Genomic DNA, 18,668 nt, shown 5'->3' on the forward strand with positions numbered 1-18,668 from the left:
TTAGGAGAGCTGTATTCCAATGTCAAATAATAGTCGATTAAGATTGGCTGTAGAACTCTATATTCGCAAAAATCTAAAGGACAAACTTTAGAAATAAGGTTTATCTTTATAAGATTTCCTGATAATAGGTGAAAATTAATCTGTATTATATCCATAATTATTGGGAACTGTTTTGTGTGTTAAGAACATGGCATACATTTGTAATAAATCATGTATATGAAAAAAAAGACAGTTAACTTTCAAAACTGCTTGGGGGTTTTCCAAGGAGGTGGTTGTAGGGGTGCTGCATTTGTTGGCGCTTATACTGAGGCTCACAAGCGTGGGGTATCTTTTTCAGAAATTGTTGGCACTTCGGCAGGAGCAATTGTTGCCGCTTTTATTGCAGCTGGTGCAGGTCCTGAAAAATTAGCAGAAATTATTAAAAGGCTAGAATTTACAAAATTGCTAGCAATGCCTGTTAAAATTGATGGTTTTACACACACCGGCTTATCTTTTTTGGCCCGAGGGATTAGTGCCGAAGCATATCGCGTTGTCAAAAGTGCAGGTGCCTATAATTCTTCAGAATTGTTAGAATGGATTGATAAAGAGTTGAGGCTGATATTAGATCGGAGTGATAAAGTGCAGTTCAAGCATCTAATTATTCCTTTGACCGTGGTAGCAACCGATTTAAAATCAAGAACTTTTAAATTATACAGTAGTTTAGAAGATCCTGAAGAGTTTGTCGCTGATGCGGTCAGGAATTCTTGTAATCTTCCTATATTTTTTCAGCCCATTGATAAGCGATACGTGGATGGTGGCGTACTCAGTAATTTACCTTCTTTTGTTTTTAAGAACCAGCAAGAATCAACTTATGAAAAGGTGTTAGCTTTCACACTTGCCAGTGATCCTATAACTGATCGCGGCTTTACTGACATCAAATCATATCTTGAACTCTTGGCTACTACATCTATTGACGGCGGGGTAGATATACAATTAGCATTACAGAAGAATGTTCATATGATAGTAATTCCAACCGGAAAAATTCAAGCGACTGACTTCAAAACGATTACTGCAGAAGATATTGTCTCATTGATAGAGTCGGGTGAGAAAGTGACTGCAGATTTTTTCGATGAAGAGATTGCAAATATAAAGTCACAAAATGTTAGACCAGATGTTTATATTGATCCTTTCAAAACGAATAACGATATTGCCTTAGCATCATTTCATAAAGTTAATGAAGTGATTGTTTCCGAATATGATACTGAATGGTGTTGGGAACTTTTTCCAACTATCGTCAAATGGTTAATAGATGGAGCAAAGATTACTGTATTGTTTAAGCAAAATAATGATCACCCATCACACGGTCCTAACCGGAAGAGTTTTCTTAAAAATATAGGCTGCGAATTGATCGAGGTAGACGAGCTTCCCATGCGGGGAATTATAATCAATGGACTTGAACTTAGTCGGGCCAGCGCATTGGTCTACAACGAAGAGCGTTCACCTGATCTTACTTATCATTCCAAAGCATACTACGGAGAAGAGGATTTTAAGGTTATCAATTTATTACGTGAAGCATGTCTTATTAAATCCATCGGTAGTCATCGACAGATCGGAATTACTGCAATTCCCATAAGCGATGAAGTTCTTTTTGATAAGCTAAGGACCGTTAGACAATACAGTGGCGCTGAGATCAAATTTGAGGTAGTTAATATCGATGTGGAGCAAGTTATATTTATTACTCGCTATGTTAGAGGTTTCAAATATAGGCAAATTGAAAACCTTTTTCATTTGTTTAAGATAAACAATGTTGATCCCTTTGTTCCGGCTAAATTAGTTCTTTTAGATGGAAATTTTTCAATAATCGCTCCGCCTATAATTGAACAAATAGGAAATAAGTTTTTTGTAATAGAAGGGAATACAAGGTTGACGTATGCAAAGAAGAATAACATCAAGACATTAAAGGCGGTTATAGTTCACGGAGTAATTGAACCGTTGCCAAGCTCTGGGCAGTATAATGCAAAGCAGATATTGATTACAGATAAAGAGACCAAAGGTGCACAACGATATGATAATTGGAATTATACACGTTTTAGAAAAATAGAGAGTGCGATAAGGAATTCTGATCAGTTAAATCCATAAATTTAAAAATGAGAAATTCAGGACAATTCATTACCGAATGGTTACTATCTGAGGATGGTATCGTGTCGATTAATCTGGTGGTTTTTCCTGATATACAGCCATTGCAGAACCGCTTTGACCTTGCTGGAAGTGATTCGGAGGCTGTATCGAAAGCACTTGAAATTAGGGCCTTGTATGCGCTGCCCTTTTGGGATTGCTTACTGTTAACACAATTCGATCCTACATTATTTGCACAACGTGTCATAAAAGAGGCAATGCTGCACAATACTATCAGCTCACTTATTCAGCTATCTAGGAAAGAAATAGTTCAATTGCCTTTAATCTTGGAAGAAGAGACAAGAAATATTGGCATAAACTCAAGGGTGCTCATGAATGATGGTAGAGAAATGCATATTCCGCTGCTTGATTTCCATATTCCAAGCTATCCAGCGAATGATAGGAGTGTTATAGCAGTATTGAAAGAGTTAAATTTAAGAGGACACCTTTTCAGGACCAATCGATCCTATCATTTCATTGGTGAGGTATTGATGGATCAAACTGAATTAGTAGCTTTTCTATCTAAAGCAATTTTATTAAGTCCGATCATTGATAAGAACTGGATTGCTCATCAACTTATAGAGGGATCATGCACAATTCGTTTGACTAGAAAAGCAGGGCAATATCCGCTATTAATCTCTAAAGTCTAGTTTCTGTATAGAATTTCATGTTTTATTAGTGTAAATTACACAATCAGTATCCGAACTTATCTTAATATTTTTTTCAGAAAACCTGTACAATGTCTAAAACATTTCCGTATTTTAGTGTCATAGCGTTGCAGCTACATTGTAATATGATTTTAGTGAGTAATTCATGAGTCATTTATCAAAAATGCTTAAAAAGCGTCACTTAAAGGCTGTAAAATCACTTTTATAAAGACCCGTCCGGTCCGCAAAAAGCCTTAACTTGAAAAAGTTGAGGCTTTTTTGTTTTGGGTTCGAGCCCCATATTCCACCTCTTACTGATTATAAATCTTTATGAGAATATGATCACCATCATTTCATTCCCGCCCAATTAATAGAATCTTGCAGAAGAATAAAATTGAGCTTTTTCATTTCTTACGATAGGATAAGATTTTTGAAAAAGCGATGATCTAAATTTGTACTATCAAAACGACAGCGAGCTGAATCAACGTCGCGGAGACAGAAGAATTTAAAATTTTCAATTATGAAAAATACCATTTTAGGTCTGCACCACATCACTGCAATTGCAGGAAACGCACAAAAAAACTTTGATTTCTATACCCGTGTTTTGGGATTACGTCTGATCAAAAAGACGGTTAATTTTGATGATCCTAAAACTTATCATTTATACTATGGAGATGAGGCTGGTTCGCCGGGAACAATTTTAACATTTTTTCCATGGGACGGAATTACAGCTGGCAGAAGAGGAACAAGACAAGCAACAGAAATAGGATATAGTGTGCCTGCAGGCAGTTTAGCCTTCTGGCAGGATCGCTTGGATAAAAACAACGTTATATATAATAAACCGGCTAAAAAGTTTGGTGAGGAATATCTTACCTTTCTGGATCCTGACGGATTGAAATTTGAGTTAACGGTGTCAAAAGATAAAGATGACAGACAGCCATGGGTGACGGAAGAGATAACAGCCGAACATGCCATCCGCGGTTTTCACCATGTAACGATCACGACCAACAAAATTGATAAAACTGCAGAAGTACTTACTGCTGCCTTCGGTTATCGTTTGGAAGAGCAAGAGGTGAACCGTTCAAGATTTATTACTGACGCAGTAGATGTAGCTGCAATTGTTGATCTGGTAGAAGCACCGGGTGAAACTGCTGGTCATGTTGCCGGAGGATCAGTACACCATGTAGCTTTCCGTGTGCAGGATGAAGAAACATTGATGTATTTCAGGGATAAAATTGTAGCCATGGGTTTGACCATCACTGAAAAGATAGACAGGAACTATTTCTACTCTCTTTATTTCCGTGAACCGGGAGGGGTATTGTTTGAAATTGCGACTGATAACCCAGGCTTTTCTGTAGATGAAAAGGTAGCAGAACTGGGAACAGCTTTGAAATTACCTGCGCAATATGAAAGCAGCAGAGCAGAAATTGAAAGTATTTTACCAAAATTGAATTAGGATGTATACCCATATAAAGAATATAGTGACTGCAGGAGTGCCCATACATGAAGCAAAAAAAGCATTGATCATGATACATGGCCGTGGTGCATCTGCTGAAAGCATGGTGCCGCTCAGTAAATACCTGGGATTGGAAGACGTCGCGATTTTCGCCCCGCAGGCAAACCGTCACAGTTGGTATCCCACCAGTTTTATTGAACCTGTGGAGATGAATCAGCCAGCATTGGACTCTGCTTTAACTGTACTTTCAGATCTGGTGGATGAAATTGTATCCGCAGGTATTGGCCGTGATCACCTATATTTCCTGGGATTTTCCCAGGGGGCATGCCTGACATTGGAATACGTTACCAGGAATGCCGCAAGATACGCCGGTGTGGTTGCTTTTACGGGCGGTTTAATAGGTGAGCAAATCGCGATGGAAAATTACAAAGGAGATTTTATGCAAACACCGGTATTGATCACTACGAGTGATCCTGATACGCACGTACCTTTGAGCAGGGTGAAGGAAACTGAAGTGATCTTAAAAGACATGAATGTGGCAATCACCATGAAGGCTTATCCGCGTAAACAGCACACCATTACCAATGAAGAAATCAATCTGGCCAATAGCCTGATCTTTTCCGAAGCAAATGAAGTGATTTAATACAACAGCAATGAAAAGAAGAATCTGTTTTATCAGGGATAGTTTTATTGGATATATCATTTCCCTGCATTTTAAATTGTATTAAGATTCAACCTAGGGATGTGTAATGACGGCCGACCCGTTAGTCAGGGTCGGCCTTTATGTCTAATAAGCGGCAGTAAAGCGTTGTTTGATATGTTTTGGCGTTTCAAGTTCATCGATAATCACCAATGCAAGATCCTCTACGCTAAGGATACTTCTGCCTTCCTCATTAAATACTGGCGTATCTAAACCTGTACGGTAAGCACCTGTTCTTACTCCTGAAGTACCCTGGTGCATTTCAAAAGCGGGACTGAAAAATGTCCAGTCCAACTCTTTTTCTTCTTTAATTATACCCTGATAATCTCTCGCTGCTGTAGCGCCGGGTTTAATTGCTGCCGGAAAATCGGGAGTGTCTACAGCTTGTACACCAGGAGCAACTTCCAAACTTCCTGCACCGCCAATCACAATATATCTTTTTACTCCGGCAGCTTTGGTACCTGCCTGGATTGACTTGGATCCTTTCAAAAATTCTTCATAAATATCAGGATTACTCCATCCCGGGTTATAAGCGCTGATTACGGCGTCTGTTCCGGCAACTGCCTGAGCTACCTGATCAGTATCCAAAATATCTGCTTTTATAATATACAGGTGATCATGCGCTAAAGTGATGTTCTCCGGATTTCTAACGATTGCTGTTACTTCGTGACCTCTGTCTAATGCTTCCTTAAGAATTGCTGAACCTACAAATCCTGAAGCTCCTATTAATGCTACTTTCATAATTGTTATTTTAAATTATTATTCAAATTTATTGGTGAAATCCTGCAGATTCTGCTGTGCCAGCGCTGCAAGGAGAGATTGTTCTGTATTCAGGTAGAGCTGATCAAGATGGCGGTTGATCTGTCTGCCTACAGTGCATGCCGGGTTTGGTTTATTGTACCTGCCCAGCAGCTGAACCGATTTTACAGCTTCATATATTTCAGACAAAAGAATACGCTCTGCCGGTCTGGCTAAATAAGAGCCGCCACCATTGCCTTCCTTACTGGCGATAAAACCAAGCTTCTTCAACTTGCTGATCTCTTTTCTTACCAGGGCAGGATTTAAATTGATACTTCCGGCGATGTATTCTGATGAAAGCCTTTCTCCCTTACTATAGGCTAAGAGGGAAAGAATATGAAGTGCGGTGGCAAATTTTGCATTGCTCATCTGTAATTATTTTTGTTACAGTACAAATGTATGAAAAAGAGTTATTTAAGCAAATTGGGGATGTCTGATTTATGTAAAATCGGAATATCTGGTAAAATTATTGCTGTATATTCTTTTTATGAAAACGTTTTCATAATTTCGGGAATATCATAATGGGAGAGAAGCAACAACATTTTAACTTACTGGATTTAGCTGAGGCATTGAATTTATCACCCGCTACGGTATCAAGAGCATTAAATAATACTTCTTATGTGAAGGTGGAAACGAAAGCGCGTGTACTGGAGATGGCCAGAAAGATGGGCTATCGTAAAAACACCATGGCTGCCGGACTGAGAAATAATAAAACGAATACAGTTGGCCTGATTGTTCCAAAAATATCAATGTATTTTCACGCAGCCGCCGTAACAGTAATTCAAAACCTGTTGCATGTAAAAGGATATCACCTGATCATTGCACAGTCTAATGATGATCCGCTGATGGAAAAAGAACTGGCAGAGACGCTTTTTTCCTCGCGGGTAGATGCGGTGATCGTTTCCTGTACATTACAGACGGATGATTACGCACATTTTGATGTTTTCGCGGATCATCAAATTCCAATTCTGTTCTATGACCGGGTACCACCTGTCAGTTATGCTGCACGTAAAATTATGGGAGATGATTTCAAGGGTGGATATCTTGCAGGAAAACACCTGGCAGATGCAGGCTGTAAAAGAATCGGGCTGATATCCGGACCGCTGACTTCTAATCTGTATCAGGACAGGTCCGCCGGGTTCTTTTCCGCATTAAAGGAGTTTAATATTCCTGTTGATGAAGAGCTGATCTATCATCAGCCTTTAAATAAAGAATATACGGTTAAGGCGATGGAACAAATGTTTGCAAAAGGAAAGACAGTGCCTGACGGACTTTTTGTAACGAGCGACAGGGATGCTATTACAGCGATGGAATGTGCAGGTGAGTGGGGAATTGCCGTACCGGATGAGCTGAAGATTATCGGATATTCAAATGATCCGGTAACTGCTATGGTGAGTCCGCCTGTAACTACAATTGAACAGTTTCCGGAGGTATTTGGGGACAGGCTGGTAGCTGCATTGATGGAAATGCTGGGCGACAAAACAACATCGCCTGCAGATCACGAGCCCATTATCACACCGGTAGAAATTATCAGGCGCAAATCTGCCTGATCTAAAAATAAAATCAATACAATAAATAAGCTATTATGGAAAATCGTTTTGAAAGTCGTTATGCAGTAAGTCCGGTTGAAGCAAAATCAATGGACACTACTGCTTTGCGCAGTAATTTTTTGATCAGCTCAGTGTTTGAGGCCGATCAGGTAAATCTTACGTTATCACATTTTGACCGCTATATTGTTGGTGGTGCAATGCCTGTGAATGGAAAACTGAACCTGCCTAATCCGTCTGATCTTAAGGCAAACTACTTTTTGGAAAGAAGGGAAATAGGATTGATCAATGTAGGCGGGGAAGCGAAAGTTACAGCGGATGGAGAAGTATTTGTTCTCGCTTTTAAGGAAGCTTTGTATATAGGGAAGGAAACAGCTGAAGTGACCTTTGAATCGTCCGACAGTAATAATCCGGCAAAATTATATATCAATTCTGCACCTGCGCATCATAAATATCCTACTAAAAAAATTACCAAAGCAGATGCGGAAATTGTGGAGCTGGGTTCAATGGAGACGGCTAACCATAGGATAATTAATAAATTAATTGTGAATAGTGTGGTAAAAACCTGTCAGTTACAAATGGGAATGACGGAATTGAAAAGTGGTAGTGTCTGGAACACCATGCCGGCGCATACACATGACAGGAGAATGGAGGCTTATTTCTATTTCGAAGTACCGGAAAGCCAGAGTGTATGTCATTTTATGGGGCAGCCTCAGGAAAGCAGACATATCTGGATGCAGAATGAAGAAGCAGTAATTTCACCAAACTGGTCTATTCACTCTGGTGCGGGAACAAGCAGTTATACTTTTATATGGGGTATGGCCGGAGAAAACCTGGATTACGGAGATATGGACCACTGTGCGATCAAAGATTTAAAATAAGTAATTTATTCATTTTAACCATTTACAATGTCTGTTTTAACAACATTTGACTTACAAGGAAAAATAGCTCTGGTCACGGGATGTAAAAGAGGGATCGGGAAAGCGATGGCCCTTGCATTGGCAGAAGCCGGAGCTGATATTATTGGCGTTTCAGCAAACCTGGAGCTTCAGGGAAGTGCAGTAGAAGAGGAAGTTACGGCTTTGGGAAGAAAGTTTAGCGCCTATCAATGTGATTTTGGGAACCGGGAGGCCTTAAAGGCCTTTATCACCAAGGTAAAAGCGGAGAACCCTGTGATTGACATTTTGGTGAACAATGCGGGGACCATTCTACGTCAGCCTGCGGCAGAGCATTCGGACGAATACTGGGACGAGGTGATTGCAGTGAACCAGACCGCACCCTTTATCCTGACCAGGGAGATTGGGAAGCGCATGATTGAAAGAGGAAGCGGTAAAGTCATCTTCACCGCCTCATTGCTTTCATTCCAGGGTGGTATTACAGTGCCGGGATATGCGGCAAGTAAAGGAGCTGTGGCGCAGCTGACCAAAGCTTTTGCTAATGAATGGGCAGCAAAGGGTGTAAATGTAAATGCAATTGTGCCGGGATATATTTCTACGGATAATACCACAGCACTGAGAGCGGATGAAAACAGGAGCCGTTCTATTCTGGAACGTATTCCGGCAGGTAAATGGGGGGAGCCGGCCGACTTTAAAGGACCGGTTGTATTTCTGAGTTCGGGGGCATCTGACTATGTGCATGGTACCCTTCTGACCGTTGACGGGGGATGGATGGGCAGGTAATTAGTTTCCGGGAACGATTGCACATTTATTTTCCGGACTTTCCGCTTTTTGCACAATAAAACTTTGTAGACTTGCTATAGAAAGGTTCAGCATATTATTATTTGCCCATTTCGCTATGGTGCAAAATTATTGATATGCTGAACCGATTTAACTAACCAAATAAGTATGAGCAAGTTTTATTTAACAGTATGCATATGCTGCTTTTTTTGCAGTATAGTAGTGGCCCAGAACCGTACCATCTCTGGTCGCGTGGCCGATTCCAAAAATGGAGAAACTTTGATCGGCGTAAGCGTTAAGGTCAAGGGTAGCAATCAGGGGACAAGTACCGACCCCAATGGTAAATTCACATTAAGCATTCCGGCAAATACTACTAATGTAGTACTGATCTTTAACTATGTAGGCTATGTGATGCAGGAAGTAAATGCCGGCAGCCGTTCTCAGATAGAGGTAAAGCTGACATCTGATGAAACCGCACTAAGCGAAGTAGTTGTAATAGGTTATGGAACGGTCAAGAAAAGAGACCTGACAGGATCTGTGGTGTCCGTAAAAGGGGAAGATATCGCAAAGGTTCCTTCATCAAATCCACTGGAATCCATTCAGGGTAAGGTTCCCGGAGTAGATATCACAAGATCAAGTGGTGCTGCATCAGCACCTGTCAATATTAATATCAGGGGTAACAGATCAATTGCAGCTGCGAATGGTCCGCTGATTATTGTAGATGGCGTACAGTATCCGAGTTTGCAGGATATCAGTCCGAATGACATCTCTTCAATGGAGATTTTAAAAGACGCATCTTCCACAGCTATATATGGTTCCAGGGGAGCTAATGGCGTAATTTTGATTACCACTAAAAAGGGCGTATCAGGACAGGCCACAGTTACGCTTAATTCTTATTTTGGTATTTCTGAAGTGTCGCGTTATCCGACAGTATTGGACGGCTCAAAATACGTCGACCTGCGCAGGGAAGCTTACAGAGCAACAGGCAACTGGACAAGCCCTGCAAATGATGCAGCTATTTTCAACTCTGCAGAGTTTGGAGCCGTACAAAAAAGCCAGTTCATTGATTACCAGGATTTGTTATTCCGTGGCGGAAGACAACAGGATTATCAATTAGGTGTACGTGCCGGAACAGAAAAAACGAAAGTATATTTCTCGCTTGATTACCTGAATGAAAGAGGTGTTTTAAAGCTGGACAATTCCAGTCGTTATACTGCGCGTTTAAATCTTGATCAGACAATTGGCAAGTTTTTTACTACCGGCATGCAGGCACAGTTTACGCACTATGATCAGAGTATGAGGAGAGATCCGCTGAATCAGGCCAATAAAATTTCCCCATTGGGAACGGTTTATGATGATCTGGGGAACTTTATTGTTTATCCACTGGCTGGTACTTTCGTAAATCCGCTTGCTGATGAACAACCTGATGTATATACTAATCAAATGGTGATCAACAGGACATTACTTTCAGCCTATATGGAATTTAAACCGTTTAAGGGTTTAACAGCAAGAACAAACGTAGGTGTTAACCTCAACAATGACCGTACGGGAACCTATGCAGACCGCTATTCAATTGAGCGTAATGGTTCTGTGCCAAAAGCGACTTATAGTTCTACCAATAGTCATCTGATTAATATTGAAAATTATGTAACGTATAACAAGGACATCAGGGATCACTCATTTACGCTGACGGGTATCAACAGTTTATTGTACAATCAAAGTGATAACATCGCTGCATCAGGCGAAAATCAATTGCTAAAATCACAATTGTTCTATGGATTGGGTAATACACAGAACCAGGCTATTGTTACCGCATACAATATGAGTAACCTGGTTTCATTTGCGGGCAGATTAAATTATGCGTATAAAGGCAAATACCTTTTAACTGCAACCGGACGTACAGATGGATCTACTAAATTAGCTGCAAACAACAAATGGGCATTTTTCCCATCTGCCGCAGTAGCCTGGAGAGTGAGCGATGAACAATTCCTGAAAGACAATAAAATTATCAGTGATCTGAAGTTAAAATTTAGCTATGGCGTCGCTGGTAGTGATAATATCGATCCTTACGCTACGCAAACTAAATTATCCAGAATAGCAATGGCTTATGATGATGCAGCTGCACAATCATATGGCTATAATCCCAGACTGGGTAATATTGACCTGACCTGGGAAAAAACTAAAACGAGTGATTTTGGTGTAGAAATCGGCTTATTGAAAAACAGGATCACATCCAGCATAGATTACTATAATTCCAATACCTATGATTTGTTACTGGACAGGGCTTTACCACCAACTACAGGTTTCAAGTCAATCATTCAGAATGTAGCCAAAACAAATAACAAAGGACTGGAGATTGCGATTTCATCTAAAAATATCCTGAGTACCGATTTCCAATGGACCACAAACTTTAGTTTTACCAGGAATAAAGAGAAAATTGTTGCCTTAGCTGGTGGTGCACAATCTGATATTGCCACATCACTGTTTGTTGGTTCACCAACGCAGGCATTTTATGATTATGAAAAAATTGGCATCTGGCAGTTAGGCGAAGAGGCTGAAGCCTTAAAGTATAAACAGAAACCGGGCGATATCAGGGTAAGGGATTTAAACAATGATGGAATAATCGATGCAACGAATGACCGTAAGATTGTAGGCACTAACAGACCCACCTGGAGCGGCGGTCTGGAGAATACTTTTACCTATAAAGCATGGGATCTGAATGTGTATGTGTTTGCAAGAATCGGACAGACGGTTTACGCTGACTTCTTAAGATTATATGATCCGCAGGGTGTACAAAACAGCGGTACTGTGATTGATTACTGGACGCCTGAAAACCCAACAAATTTATACCCGAGACCTAACAAAAATGTGTCACTGGCTTCTACATTATATTCTACAACACTTGGATATGCTGATGGTTCATTTGTCCGGCTAAGAAATATCAGTCTTGGCTATACTGTACCAAAACTGTTTTTAGAAAAAAGCTTTATCAAAACTGTGAGAATATATGCAACAGCAAGAAATCCATTTACGTATACAAAGTCGGACTTGCTTAAACAGTACGATCCGGAAAGAGGAGGATCAGAAAATTCTCCTATGACTAAGCTGTATACATTCGGACTTAATGCTACATTTTAAATCAACCTGAAGATCATGAAACAATATATATACAAAGGACTTATTATCATAGCAGGTCTGACCACTACTGTGTCCTGCAAAAAAGCACTGGATGAAAAAAATCCTTCCGGGATTACGGGAGAAAGTGTATTTACGACTCCGGCAGGTTTTGAAACACTGGTAAATGCGGCTTACTCTTATCAGCGCTGGTGGTACGGGAAGGAAGAAGGATATGGTATGTCTGAAATGGGAACTGATATATGGACAAGTGGCGCCGGTGATGTGGCCACTGATTTAAGTCAGTATCTTAATTTGCAGGGAACAAATGCGGCGCTGACAACGGAATGGCAACAATTATATGCTGTAATCAATTTATGTAATACTGGTATCAACAGGATAGAGGGAGCCGGATTAGCTGCAAACGTGAGACCTGTAAGGGAAGCTGAACTTCGTTTCCTTCGTGCTTTTTACTACTGGCATATTGTTGAATCCTGGGGTGGTGTACATTTTACTACGGAAGAATCTAAAGGGGTGATCACTACTGCTAATAAAACTCCGGTAGAAACTTTCAATAAACAGATTATCGATGACTTATTATTCGCTGTAGCTAATTTACCAGCTACAACGGCCGATTATGGCAGGGCGACTAAACCGGCTGCCCAGGCTTTTCTGGCCAGAATGTACCTGACACAGAAAAAGAATACTGAAGCCAGAGATATGGCTTTAGCAGTGATTAACGGAGGATACGGATTTACGTTGCAGCCTGTTTATGCAGATCTGTGGAAAATGTCTAATCTCAAAAATAAGGAAGTAATTTATGCCGTAAACTATTCCACTAATTTATCATTCAATGATTTGATCGATCCGATTCTTAATCCGTTGGGTCATAGCCGTGGTGGAAATAACGGACATTTAGTGTTTGGCATGAAATACGATGATCAGCCGGGAATGACGCGTGATATTTTAAATGGCAGGCCTTTCGATCGGTACATGCCAACTCGTTTTCTGCTGGACTTGTATAACAGTGATATAGATGCCAGGTATGATGGTTCCTTTCAAACAGTATGGTATGCAAACAGTACGACCAGACCTGCAGGAATGAAACTTGGAGATACGGCAATCTTTGCTACAAAAAACGTTTATGCCCCGGCTGGAAAGTTATACAAAATATATGACCGCAATGCGGTGTACAATGCTAATGGTACAGCGAAGGACCAGCTGCACTATGTATCATTGAGTAAATTTCTTGATCCAACGCGAACAAGTGCGAATGAAGCACAAAGCGCCAGGGATGTATTTGTGATCCGTTTTGCTGAAATGTATATGATTGCTGCGGAAGCTGAACTTAATCTGGGGAATCCCGGCGGTGCAGTGCCATATATCAATGCGATCAGAACAAGGGCCGCTAAACCCGGGAAAGTGGCTGATATGCAGGTAACTGCTGATCAGATCACGCTTGATTTTATTCTGGATGAACGCGCACGTGAATTTGCGGGCGAGCAAATGCGCTGGTTTGACTTGAAACGTACCGGGAAGTTATTGGAACGTGTGAAAGCTCACAATCCTAATGCATTAAATATACAGGATTTTCATTTGGTCAGACCTATTCCAAGATCGCAGATGGATGCTGTAACAAATCCGGCTGAGTTTAAACAAAACCCCGGATATCAATAAGGAATCCTGTTCCATAAACAATAAAAGCGGCAGCGATTGTCGCTTTTATCGTTTATGGAACTATCGGATTTTAAGGTTTAATCGCCCTTTTATGATTACAAAACCGCAAAAAACATCGATTAGAGCAACGAATTGCTGTTCCGATAACGATTGCATAAATATTTTAGGGAGATCAGGCGAGATTCTTTCTATTTATTGCTAGACTTGTTACCAACCAAATTTTGAACGTCGTTCACATGATTTTATCTAAAGAAATTTTAAGAGATATCGCTGATCAGCATCTCATCATTCCCGCTGAAGATTTATTCTCACTTCCGGAAAAAGTATTACAGTTCGGTACAGGCGTATTGTTACGTGGCTTGCCGGATTATTTTATCGATAAGGCTAACCGCAATGGCATTTTCAACGGCCGTGTAGTAGTGGTGAAATCTACCGGCAATGGTGATACTGCAGATTTTGACAAACAGGATAGTTTATATACCCTGGGTATCCGGGGCATAGCGGATGGAAAAAATGTAGAAGAAAACATTATATCATCTGCTATCAGCCGCGTTGTATCGGCCGAAACCAACTGGCCAGACATTATTGCCCTGGCAAAAGAGCCTGAGCTAAAGATTGTCGTTTCCAATACTACTGAGGTTGGGATTCAGCTGGTAAATGAAGATATTCATCAGTCGCCGCCCAAATCTTTTCCCGCAAAATTACTTGCTGTATTGTATGAACGATATCAGACATTACAGGATAGCGATGATGCAGGTTTAGTGATCATCGCTACAGAACTGATTCCTGAGAATGGGAAAAAACTGGAAAGTATAGTTTACGAACTTGCTGCTTATAATCAACTTGATGAAGGGTTCCTGTCATGGTCCCGCGCCAAAAATATCTTTTGTAATTCTTTGGTTGACCGTATCGTGCCTGGCAAACCTGACGCTGATAAACTCGCAGAATTGCAGGCGGACCTAGGTTATGAAGATCAACTGCTGATCCTGGCTGAGCCATACCGCTTATGGGCTGTGGAAGGGAATGACAAAGTCGCTGCTGCTTTAAGCTTTATGCAGGCTGATGCCGGTTTAATTGTTAAACCTGATATCGAAATCTACAGGGAATTAAAGGTAAGGTTGTTAAATGGTACACATACCTTAACTTCCGGAATCGCCGTGTTGTCAGGCATTGAGACAGTGAAAAATGGAATGGACGATCCGGAGATCCATCAGTATGTGGAAGAGGTAATGCGTACAGAAATAGCCAAAGCTATTCCTTATGCAGTTGCTGAAGAAGAGGCCATCGCATTCTCGAATACGGTAATTGATCGTTTTGCTAATCCGCATATCAAACACCTGTGGCTAAGCATTACGATGCAGTATACGATGAAACTTAAAATCCGCATTCTGCCTGTATTGATTAATTATTATCAGTTATATCAGCAGGCACCTGAATATATTGTGTTCGGTTTTGCTGCCTATCTGCATTTTATGCGTATAGACAAAGAAGAAGCAGGGAAATACTACGGATCATACCAGGGTGAGACTTATGTGGTGACTGATGATAGCGCTGCATACTTCCTGGAAAAAACACAAGGCAATACAGTAGCTGATTACCTTGATGCTGTATTAAGTGATAGCGCATTCTGGACTGCTGACTTGAATAGCCTGCCTGGTTTCACTGATGCAGTGAAGGTTCAATACAGCACTATTCTGGAGAAAGGTATTGCCAATGCACTGGCTGATTTAAATAAATAACGATGAAACAATTTATAGACGAGAACTTCTTATTAAATAATAAAACTGCAGAAACTCTTTATCATGAATTTGCTAAAGAAATGCCCATTATAGACTACCATTGCCATTTACCACCGGATCAGATTGCGGAGGATAAAAACTTTGAGAACTTAACACAGGTGTGGTTGTATGGAGACCATTATAAATGGCGCGCGATGCGTGCCAATGGCATTGATGAAGCCTATATCACAGGGAACAAAAGCGACTGGGAGAAATTTGAGAAATGGGCAGAAACGGTACCATACACTTTAAGAAATCCTTTGTACCACTGGACACACCTGGAACTACAACGTTACTTTGATGTACATGATATCCTTTCTCCTGCTACGGCAAAAAAGATTTATGATGAGTGTACTGCTAAACTGCAAACGCCGGAATATAGTGTGCGCAATTTGCTGAGAAAGATGAATGTGCTTACGGTGGCGACTACGGATGATCCTATTGATCATCTTGCTTATCATCAGCAACTGAAAAATGACGGGTTTGAGGTGAAGGTATTACCTGCTTTCAGACCTGATAAAGCAATGAATGCAGATGATGTAACTGCTTTAAATATATATATAGGCAAACTGGAAACAGTTTATGGTAGTGCTATTCAGGATTTCCGGACTTATCTGGGCGCATTGAAAAGCAGGCATGATTATTTTGCTGCCAATGGTTGTGTTTTATCTGACCACGGACTGGAGCAATTGTATGCAGAACATTATACCATGGAAGAAGTCAGCTTAATATTTGATAAAATCAGATCGGCTGCAACATTGACTGCTCAGGAAGTATTGCAGTTTAAATCTGCGATGTTATATGAATTCGCCGTATGGGACAATGAAAAAGGCTGGGTGCAGCAATATCACATTGGCGCACTGAGGGACAATAATTCAAGGATGCTGCAAACGCTTGGACCGGATACCGGACTGGACTCCATAGGTGATTTTGCACAGGGTGCAGCACTTTCCAAATTTCTGAACAGACTGGATACGGACAACAAACTGACCAAAACAATTATCTATAACCTGAATCCGGCGGATAATGAGCTGATTGCAACGATGATTGGTAATTTTAATGATGGGTCTGTAGCGGGTAAAATACAATACGGTTCTGCCTGGTGGTTTCTTGATCAGAAAGAAGGGATGATCAGACAAATTAATGCTTTATCAAACATGGGTTTGCTGAGCAGGTTTGTGGGGATGCTGACCGACTCGAGAAGTTTCCTTTCTTTTCCAAGACATGAATATTTCAGAAGATTGTTGTGCAATCTATTTGGTGAAGACATTGAAAATGGTGAACTTCCAGACGATATTGCATGGGTAGGAAAAATTGTACAGGATATCTGCTATAATAATGCAAAATCATATTTCAATTTCTGATAATATATGGGTAAAGTATTAAGTTTTGGAGAGTTATTGCTGCGTATTTGTCCTGATGCAGCTGGAGATTGGCTGGAAAACAACACGTTCCCGGTTTATGTGGGCGGTGCGGAAGCAAATGTTGCAGCAGCACTGGCCTTATGGGATATTCCGTCAGCCTATATGACGGCAGTGCCTGATAATTTTATTGCTAAACAACTGGTGGGTTATCTGGATGCCCTTCATATCGATACTTCGCCTATCCATTATTCGGGGGAACGCATCGGGCTGTATTTCCTGGATAAGGGTAAAGACCTTAAAAATGCAGGCGTGATCTACGATCGCAATTATTCTTCATTTTCTGCTTTACAAACCGGGGATATCGATTGGGATAGGGTACTTGAAGGCATCAGCTGGTTTCATTTCAGCGCAATATGTCCTGCTATCAGTCAGGCTGTTGCTGATGTTTGCGAAGAGGCACTCAAAGCGGCTTCCGCGAGAAATATAACCATATCTATTGATTTGAATTACCGCGCTAAACTTTGGAAATACGGCAAAGAGCCTGCAGATATATTACCTGCACTGGTGCAGTACTGTGATGTGGTGATGGGAAATGTATGGGCAGCAGAAAAGATGCTGGGCATACCTGTGTCTGAAACACTGGTGGATGAACATGAAAAAAGTGCATACCTGCAACAGGCGCAGATCAGCTCAAAAGCCATTATGGAAGCTTATCCCAAGTGTAAGTCGGTCGCCAATACCTTCCGGTTTGACCATGGTAACGGAATACAATACTACACTACGCTTTATACAGCTGATACGCTTTATATTTCAAAAGAATATGTTGCAGATCAGATTGCAGGTAAAGTAGGCAGTGGCGACTGTTATATGGCCGGATTGATCTATGGCTTTTATAACGATCAGGCACCACAGGAAATTGTAGAATTTGCGACTGCGGCAGCATTCGCAAAACTTTTTACAGAAAGCGACTTCAATACGACCGGGATCGGGGAGATTCACGAAATAGCAAGAACATACGAGACAGTTTAAGATTGTCTATAAAAAGATATACATGAAAACAAAAGAAGAGACACTAAAGGCAATTACGGATCAGGGGCTTTTACCCTTATTTTTTTATGAAGATGCAGCGGTGAGCCTTGAGGTAGTACGTACACTTTATCGTGCTGGCGTTAGGGTTATAGAGTATACAAACAGGGGTAAAGAGGCACTCGAGAATTTTAAAGTGCTGATTGAAGCCGTAAATACAGAAATGCAGGAATTACACCTGGGCATCGGAACGATTAAAAATGTACAGGAAGCTGAAGATTTTATTGCTGCTGGTGCACACTTTATTGTATGCCCGGTAATTGATCCGGCTGTAGGACAAATTACGCACGACGCTGGTTTGTTATGGATACCCGGCTGTTTTACAGCAACCGAAATTAACCAGGCCTACCAGAATGATGCTGGTTTGATTAAACTTTTCCCCGCTAACCTGCTAGGCCCTTCTTTCGTGGCGGCGGTAAGGGATTTATTTCCCGGTCAGCTATTTATACCTACTGGTGGAGTGGAAATTTCGTCAGCAAATATTACGGGCTGGTTTAGCTCCGGGGTTTGTGGAGTTGGAATGGGCAGTAAGCTGATCAGCAAGGAGATATTGGCTAATCAGGATTATGAAACATTGTATAACCTGACGGAGAAGACCTTATTGATCATCAAAGAATCCAGGATCAGCTAATCAGCAGCTGATCCAAAAAAACAACCACACACAACCAAAT

Annotated in this window: 15 protein-coding genes; 13 read left to right on the top strand and 2 right to left on the bottom strand. The window is 40.9% G+C overall.

What is annotated here, in order from left to right:
• Window positions 1–216: 216 nt before the first annotated feature.
• The 4 genes from OQX62_RS08460 to OQX62_RS08475 all read left to right on the top strand — a co-directional run bounded on the left by OQX62_RS08460 (window position 217) and on the right by OQX62_RS08475 (window position 4,900).
• On the top strand, window positions 217–2,118 hold the full coding sequence (locus OQX62_RS08460) for a patatin-like phospholipase family protein (RefSeq protein ID WP_265831036.1): 1,902 nt from the start codon (window positions 217–219) through the stop codon (window positions 2,116–2,118).
• A gap of 8 nt (window positions 2,119–2,126) precedes the next feature.
• Window positions 2,127–2,804: a hypothetical protein gene (locus OQX62_RS08465; RefSeq protein WP_265831037.1), complete on the top strand. Its 678-nt coding sequence runs from the start codon at window positions 2,127–2,129 to the stop codon at window positions 2,802–2,804.
• 517 nt (window positions 2,805–3,321) lie between these two features.
• Window positions 3,322–4,257, top strand: a complete 936-nt coding sequence (locus tag OQX62_RS08470; protein WP_265831038.1) for a ring-cleaving dioxygenase — start codon at window positions 3,322–3,324, stop codon at window positions 4,255–4,257.
• A 1-nt stretch (window position 4,258) separates the two neighbouring features.
• Window positions 4,259–4,900, top strand: a complete 642-nt coding sequence (locus tag OQX62_RS08475; RefSeq protein ID WP_265831039.1) for an alpha/beta hydrolase — start codon at window positions 4,259–4,261, stop codon at window positions 4,898–4,900.
• Window positions 4,901–5,044: 144 nt separating this feature from the next.
• Here OQX62_RS08475 and OQX62_RS08480 read toward each other — a convergent pair whose 3' ends face one another.
• Both OQX62_RS08480 and OQX62_RS08485 read right to left on the bottom strand, forming a co-directional pair.
• On the bottom strand, window positions 5,045–5,698 hold the full coding sequence (locus OQX62_RS08480) for an NAD(P)-dependent oxidoreductase (protein ID WP_265831040.1): 654 nt from the start codon (window positions 5,696–5,698) through the stop codon (window positions 5,045–5,047).
• 18 nt (window positions 5,699–5,716) lie between these two features.
• Entirely contained in the window at window positions 5,717–6,124 is a 408-nt protein-coding gene (locus tag OQX62_RS08485) for an Rrf2 family transcriptional regulator (RefSeq protein WP_265831041.1), read from the bottom strand.
• 152 nt (window positions 6,125–6,276) lie between these two features.
• On the opposite strand from OQX62_RS08485, the gene OQX62_RS08490 reads away from it, so the two are divergent.
• From OQX62_RS08490 to OQX62_RS08530, 9 genes are all read left to right on the top strand, one after another.
• Window positions 6,277–7,305 carry a LacI family DNA-binding transcriptional regulator gene (locus OQX62_RS08490; protein ID WP_265831042.1) on the top strand — a complete coding sequence of 343 codons (1,029 nt, stop codon included), beginning with the start codon at window positions 6,277–6,279 and terminating at the stop codon, window positions 7,303–7,305.
• A 35-nt stretch (window positions 7,306–7,340) separates the two neighbouring features.
• Entirely contained in the window at window positions 7,341–8,183 is an 843-nt protein-coding gene (gene kduI, locus OQX62_RS08495; protein WP_265831043.1) for a 5-dehydro-4-deoxy-D-glucuronate isomerase, read from the top strand.
• A gap of 27 nt (window positions 8,184–8,210) precedes the next feature.
• Window positions 8,211–8,981, top strand: coding sequence for an SDR family NAD(P)-dependent oxidoreductase (locus tag OQX62_RS08500; RefSeq protein WP_265831045.1), 771 nt, complete (start codon window positions 8,211–8,213; stop codon window positions 8,979–8,981).
• Between the two features lie 165 nt (window positions 8,982–9,146).
• Window positions 9,147–12,116 (top strand): SusC/RagA family TonB-linked outer membrane protein, encoded by a 2,970-nt coding sequence (locus tag OQX62_RS08505; RefSeq protein WP_265831046.1) that lies wholly within the window; start codon window positions 9,147–9,149, stop codon window positions 12,114–12,116.
• Between the two features lie 15 nt (window positions 12,117–12,131).
• Window positions 12,132–13,769 carry a RagB/SusD family nutrient uptake outer membrane protein gene (locus tag OQX62_RS08510; RefSeq protein WP_265831047.1) on the top strand — a complete coding sequence of 546 codons (1,638 nt, stop codon included), beginning with the start codon at window positions 12,132–12,134 and terminating at the stop codon, window positions 13,767–13,769.
• A 236-nt stretch (window positions 13,770–14,005) separates the two neighbouring features.
• The gene (locus OQX62_RS08515; protein WP_265831048.1) at window positions 14,006–15,508 is read left to right on the top strand and encodes a tagaturonate reductase; all 1,503 of its coding nucleotides are present in this window, start codon (window positions 14,006–14,008) and stop codon (window positions 15,506–15,508) included.
• 2 nt (window positions 15,509–15,510) lie between these two features.
• Window positions 15,511–16,911 carry a glucuronate isomerase gene (gene uxaC, locus OQX62_RS08520; RefSeq protein ID WP_265831049.1) on the top strand — a complete coding sequence of 467 codons (1,401 nt, stop codon included), beginning with the start codon at window positions 15,511–15,513 and terminating at the stop codon, window positions 16,909–16,911.
• A 6-nt stretch (window positions 16,912–16,917) separates the two neighbouring features.
• Entirely contained in the window at window positions 16,918–17,940 is a 1,023-nt protein-coding gene (locus OQX62_RS08525) for a sugar kinase (protein ID WP_265831050.1), read from the top strand.
• 22 nt (window positions 17,941–17,962) lie between these two features.
• Entirely contained in the window at window positions 17,963–18,628 is a 666-nt protein-coding gene (locus tag OQX62_RS08530; RefSeq protein ID WP_265831052.1) for a bifunctional 4-hydroxy-2-oxoglutarate aldolase/2-dehydro-3-deoxy-phosphogluconate aldolase, read from the top strand.
• The last annotated feature ends 40 nt before the right edge of the window (window positions 18,629–18,668 follow it).

The sequence above is a fragment of the Pedobacter sp. MR2016-24 genome (assembly GCF_026239655.1).
Taxonomy (GTDB): Bacteria; Bacteroidota; Bacteroidia; order Sphingobacteriales; family Sphingobacteriaceae; genus Pedobacter.